The following is a 5,347-nucleotide window of genomic DNA, read 5'->3' as shown; positions in this document are numbered from 1 at the left end:
TGAGCCATTTCTACGAGGCGGTAAATTATCCGTTTTTCGTACACGTTAAAGTCATATTTGGCGGTAGTCATAATATAACTTTGAATGAGGTCTTTGTTTACTATTGCCATATTATCAGTATTTTGTGCAAATATAAGCACTAAAAACGACTTATAAAAATAAAAGTCGTAGATATTTTGAAATAGTATTCAAAAAGTCGTAGTTAAGTCTTGAATTAGCATTCAAAAAGTCGTAGTTAGTATTCAAAAAGTCGTAGTTTAGCTCGTTTTATTGTTTATAAATAACTGATAATAAGGTACTTTATTCTGAGTTTCGAGAAGCTGATAAGCATATAATAAGCAATGCTTTAAAACAAGTCATAAAATTTTAGCGAAATGGTTGATTTTCAACTTTCGGAAAAAGAAAAACGACTTTTTGAATGTTTGAAAAAGCAAAGCAAGAGCCAGCGCAGCGATTTTTGGGGAACGACTTTTCCGGCGTGTTAAAATATGTGTTATTTTGTTTATGTATATTATCTAATCGCTAAATTAGGTATGAATTTGGCGGTTGTAATCACCAAATTCGGGTTTTTTCAGGTGTGCTATGCTAATTTTCAATAAACCGACACTTTCATGATGTGGTAAAATAGAGATTGTAATTTGTGTTAAAATATATCAATTTGGATGCCGTTTCGGTATCTATTTTTATCTTTGCAAAAAAATGAAGGTTATGCAAGTAGTTTCAGCAAGAGAATTCAGGGCTAATCAGGGGAAATACCTAATTAAAGCCAACGAAGGGCAATCCGTATTGCTCACAAGCAGGTACGGTAATTTCAAAATTGTTCCTATATCGGAAGAAGATAATTTAACCACACGCATTTGCAGGGGATTGCAGCAAGTGAAGCTGATAGAAGAAGGAAAACTTCCACGTAGAACTATAGAGGACTTACTCGATGAGCTTTGAAATTATACCGACGCCTGATTTTTCACGTTCTCTCAAAGTTCTCGCTAAACGACATAGGTCTTTAAAACAGGATATGTCTGTATTTGTGTCAAGTTTGAAAGAGAATCCTCTGCAAGGGACAGAAATAGCCCCCAACATCAGAAAAGTCAGGCTGACCATTACATCTAAGGGAAAAGGTAAATCAGGAGGCGCAAGGGTTATTACTTACTTGATGGCTGTGTCAGAAGATGCGGGGGATGTGTATTTGATTGACATCTACGATAAATCCGACTATGACACAGTAGATGTGTCCGTTATTAAAAAAATGATTGCAGATTTGGGACTATAAATGGAATCCCCTGCCTTTATCAAGTCCTAAAGCCTTTTGTACCTTTTGCCATAGCTGTTTGAAGAACTCCTTGAAGTAAATTTTGTCCAGCCAAATGGTCGTATTTCCAGCCTTGCTTTTAGCAATGTTTATCTTCACATCCTTGACCTGGTGCTTTTTTCTGCGTTCCCGGTCGTACAGGAATCCTGAATAGGTTATCTCTTTTCCTGTGAGCAGGAGCCGGATATCGTTGTCTCGGACACCCATTTCCCGGAGTTCCTCGATGTTCTCTTTGGCGTTTTCCATACAGGGGAACAGGTTGGTTATCGGCTTCAGTCTTTCTTCTCCGGTTCTGACTGCCCTGCGTGTGGCTTCCCGTTCCCTTTCGTTTTGGGCGTTTGCTGTACGCAGGTTGCTCTGGAGGTTCTGGCTTTTCATCTCCAGTTCGTAATTCTCCCTTTTCAGTTCCGCAATCTCCTGCTCCTGCCGTTTGACCTTTCCGGAGTTGAAAAGGCTGGCTGTCGCATCGATGACGGTCGTCCCGGCTTTCAGCAAGGCTGTTCCCGTGTCGGCTGCCGCCCCTTTCAGCTTTTCCACCTTTATTTCGGCTGCTGCTTCCTTGAGCTTCTTTTGGGTGTCCTCCAGCTTTTGTCCTGCCTGTTTCACTTTTTCCTCTATGGCGTTGCGCTCATCCTCCATCTGACTGCATTCTTTTTCGATTTGCGCCGCTTTCTCTGCTTCGACCATGTTCTTGTACTGGATGGCGGAAAGGTGCTTACGGTCGGAAGAAATGCCCCTTTCCATGCCAAGGCATTCCGCCAGTATAGTCTGCATTTCCGCCATGTCCTGCTTGTTCAGCTTCCTGGTTCTCCCCGTTTCCCCGTCCGTCCAGTCGAAAATCATGTGCGCATGGTAGTTCGGCTTCCATGTTTCCGCGTTCCCGTCCCAAACACTGGCTCCTTCGTCCTTGTGCGTGTAGATTTGGAACGTGTGTATTCCGAAGCGTTCCTCCAACCTCCCGGCAAAGTCCTGAAGCTGCCGGAGTGTCGTGCCGTCCTCGATCACGACCACTCCCTCCCGGATGGGTGTCGCCTTCTTCTGCATGGACTGTCCGGTGTGCTGCCTGTACTTTTCCCTTATGTCCTCCAGCACGTCTGCTATCTTCATTTCCGACCATTGCTCGTTGCGGTGGGAGAGTTCCGGTCGTATGTAGTCGAGTTCCTTGCTGCGGAGGTTGTGCCGTTCCGCGCTGCCGATGTTGCAGGGTCTTACGTTGATGCTTGTCTTTGCCATAACCTTTCTCTTTTCGTTGGTGGATATTCCGATTGCATCGCCATCGAGCTTGCCGATGGCGTACGGGGTCGAGGGGTGTCCCCTCGCACACGACCCTTTAGGGTCATAGTGTGCTATAACCTCGCAAGCAAAGTTAAGCCATTCGGATGAAAAACAAAAGCACAGCGAAAAGAAAAAAAATAATTTCGAGTATCGAACGCAAAAGAAAGGTGGAATATCCGCTTCTTTTTGAAGAGAAAAAGAAAAGGGAGAATCTTTCGACGCCTGTCAGATTCCAACTCTTTCTAAATTTCTTCAATAGAAGGCAAACTTCCTCGGAAATCTTTAGGCAAGGTTTGTCCTAATTCAGATGCAGGAAGCTCCCAGCAAGTTACCCAGCCGGAGACTTGTTTATTTCTTCTTAAATGTTACAAATCCATTGTTGTAATTACCTATGATATTGTGATTCTTGTCGTATATGAATCCATTAGAATAAAATCCTTTAATGTTCCGTCCTTTATCGAATATATGCCCATTGGCATAGTTACCTATGATTTTACCTTTCTTATCCAATATGTAGCCGTTCCGATATGTTATTGGGGGTATGTGTTCATTGTGGTTGCTTGTTAGGTCTATCCATGCTTTGGCTTCCCAATAGTCAATGCTCATTCTTACAGAATCTCTTTGTTCTGGAGATAATTCATAGTATAAAGAATCCTTTTCCCAACCGTTAAAAACGACTTCAAGAGAATCAGACTTTTCTCTCATTATACCTTCGTAGATTTCTGGTAGTTTTTGGTCTGAAAAAGACGTTATCATGAATGTACCGCTTTCTATTCTGCAATTAACTTGCGGAGTAGTAATAATGGAATCATTAAATACAAATGCTATTTTTTCCCCAATGGACTTTTCTGTTTCGTCAGCCCATTTGTTTAGCTTATGTTTGCTGATTTGTCCGCTTATAGCATATTTCCCGAAATAATCTTTTTCAAGTTTTAGCCCAACAAAATCCTTTACTGTTATAATTGGCTTAGGGGACAAACTACCTGTACTTAATACGTGATACCACCCATTTTCTTTATGCGTAAAATCGTGTTTCCCCGTATTTGACTGTGCTTTTGTTATTTGAGAAAAGAACAAAAGCAACACAAGACTGATTAAACTGATATTTGTCTTCATATTATTTTGATTTATAGTTCTGTATTGATGTGTATTTTTCCGAAAGTCTTTTGTTTATCACGTACCCGGCACAGTTCCCGGTGCGCCTTTTCCTTGTAGGCTTGCAGCTCTTTGACTTCGTCACGTAACCGGTTGTTTTCTTCCTGAATGCGCTGGAGTTCCTTTGTCTGTTCTTCAGCCCGTTTCTCTGCTTTTACCTTTTCTTCTGTAGCCTGTGCTATAATTTCAGGAGCCGGAAGCTGCTTAGCGGTTTGTTCCCGGATTGCCTGTAATAGCTGACGCATTGCCTCTGTTCCTTCGTTGTGCTGTTCCATGACCTTAGCTGAACTTTCCAGCCTGTCGGTTATGCGCTCCAATGGAGAGAGGTCAAACGCTTCTCCACGTATGTCAAACCCGGTACGTAGAAAATAGTCGATAGCCAGCTCTACAAAATCCTTCCGTGTAAGGGCAAACCCCTTTATATATTCGTCCAGCTTTTGGGCGTATTCTTGACTTATCGCTATGGTCGTTAGGCACAGGCTTCCGGGCATGGCTCGGTGAATATTACCGTTACGAATGTCGCCCCGAAAAATTCTTCTATCTCTGTAACGATAGCCCGTAAATCTCTGCCGTAGCCGTTGATTTCGGCTGGTACGATAACTCTATCTCCTGTTTCCATGATTATTTTCCTTTGTCTTTTAATTTTCCTTTGATTGCATTGATAATATATCCTTTTGGGTTTTTCTTCTCCCTTGACTTCCCTTTGAGTATAGCGAGTTCTCCGAGTAAATCAGGAAGTAAACTTTGTGCCGATATAAATAAATCCAAGTTGTTTTTTATTTCTTTGTCGGAATACCCTATCGAGTTCTTCAAATAGCTACGAACTTCTGAAGATAAAGACCAGCTTAGAGAAACTTGTTTTTGCAAATCGTGTTTTTCTAAATCAGGGTCTCTATGTTCCGGTTGGTACACTGGGTAAAACTTTATAGCAGTTATCTTTCGTCCCGATTTGAGAGGGGTGAATTCAAATGTATATGGGCTTACTTCGTCTAATTCTTTTTTTGCAGCTTCTACAACCTTACGCATAAAATCGTTAACTCGCTTATATTTGTCAGCCACGCAAAACATTTCTTTCAGTTGGTCTATTGAGTAGATTAATGGTGTTTTTTGGTTGCTGAGTAGCTCATAAAAACGCATCGAGAATTGGCTCTTGAAGCTCATGGCAGCTTTTAGCTCATATTTCCGATAGCCTTTGGAGAAATTAAGAATGCAATCCCATACACGTGGATGCACTTGGAAAGAAATCACAGAAGAACGTTTCCGAATGTAGGGAAGTGCGATGATTGATATACTCTGCCAAACTTCATCATCTTCATACTCAAATATTTTTCGTTGAAGCGATTGTAAGGCTTCCTTTACTCTTGCGTAGTTCTTATCTTCTTCTCCATTGAGAAGGCAAGCGATAGGCATAGTAATGTTTATGCAACTGAAAAGGTCATGCTCTATTTTCTGACAGTTGTTAGCGAACTTTATGCCTTGTAGCTCCCCTTGAGCCATTTCTACGAGGCGGTAAATTATCCGTTTTTCGTACACGTTAAAGTCATATTTGGCGGTAGTCATAATATAACTTTGAATGAGGTCTTTGTTTACTATTGCCATATTATCAGT

General features: G+C 41.5%; 7 protein-coding genes and 1 pseudogene. 2 read left to right on the top strand and 6 right to left on the bottom strand.

Annotated elements, in window-relative coordinates:
* A pseudogene (locus B5F34_RS18010) lies at window positions 1–110 on the bottom strand (replication initiation protein); the annotation flags it as partial.
* Between the two features lie 598 nt (window positions 111–708).
* On the opposite strand from B5F34_RS18010, the gene B5F34_RS16920 reads away from it, so the two are divergent.
* The gene (locus tag B5F34_RS16920) at window positions 709–942 is read left to right on the top strand and encodes a type II toxin-antitoxin system prevent-host-death family antitoxin (protein ID WP_044302105.1); all 234 of its coding nucleotides are present in this window, start codon (window positions 709–711) and stop codon (window positions 940–942) included.
* The gene (locus tag B5F34_RS16915; RefSeq protein ID WP_044302095.1) at window positions 932–1,270 is read left to right on the top strand and encodes a toxin RelE; all 339 of its coding nucleotides are present in this window, start codon (window positions 932–934) and stop codon (window positions 1,268–1,270) included. Before B5F34_RS16920 ends, B5F34_RS16915 begins: the two co-directional genes overlap by 11 nt.
* On the opposite strand, the gene B5F34_RS16910 is transcribed toward B5F34_RS16915, so the two are convergent.
* The 5 genes from B5F34_RS16910 to B5F34_RS16890 form a co-directional block, all read right to left on the bottom strand.
* Window positions 1,265–2,542: a hypothetical protein gene (locus B5F34_RS16910; protein WP_087340924.1), complete on the bottom strand. Its 1,278-nt coding sequence runs from the start codon at window positions 2,540–2,542 to the stop codon at window positions 1,265–1,267. The two genes, B5F34_RS16915 and B5F34_RS16910, sit on opposite strands and share 6 nt — an antisense overlap.
* Before the next feature lie 390 nt (window positions 2,543–2,932).
* On the bottom strand, window positions 2,933–3,700 hold the full coding sequence (locus B5F34_RS16900) for a hypothetical protein (RefSeq protein ID WP_239449022.1): 768 nt from the start codon (window positions 3,698–3,700) through the stop codon (window positions 2,933–2,935).
* 11 nt (window positions 3,701–3,711) lie between these two features.
* On the bottom strand, window positions 3,712–4,230 hold the full coding sequence (locus B5F34_RS16895) for a BfmA/BtgA family mobilization protein (protein WP_087340922.1): 519 nt from the start codon (window positions 4,228–4,230) through the stop codon (window positions 3,712–3,714).
* Window positions 4,209–4,358, bottom strand: coding sequence for a hypothetical protein (locus tag B5F34_RS17790; protein WP_204245635.1), 150 nt, complete (start codon window positions 4,356–4,358; stop codon window positions 4,209–4,211). Before B5F34_RS17790 ends, B5F34_RS16895 begins: the two co-directional genes overlap by 22 nt.
* Before the next feature lie 2 nt (window positions 4,359–4,360).
* Complete coding sequence (locus B5F34_RS16890) at window positions 4,361–5,338, bottom strand: replication initiation protein (RefSeq protein ID WP_087340926.1); 978 nt, start codon at window positions 5,336–5,338, stop codon at window positions 4,361–4,363.
* Window positions 5,339–5,347: the final 9 nt, after the last annotated feature.

Source organism: Mediterranea sp. An20 (assembly GCF_002160055.1).
GTDB lineage: Bacteria > Bacteroidota > Bacteroidia > Bacteroidales > Bacteroidaceae > Bacteroides > Bacteroides avicola.
The sequence above is the reverse complement of the archived record's forward strand: the minus strand, read 5'-3'. Positions and strand labels throughout refer to the sequence as shown.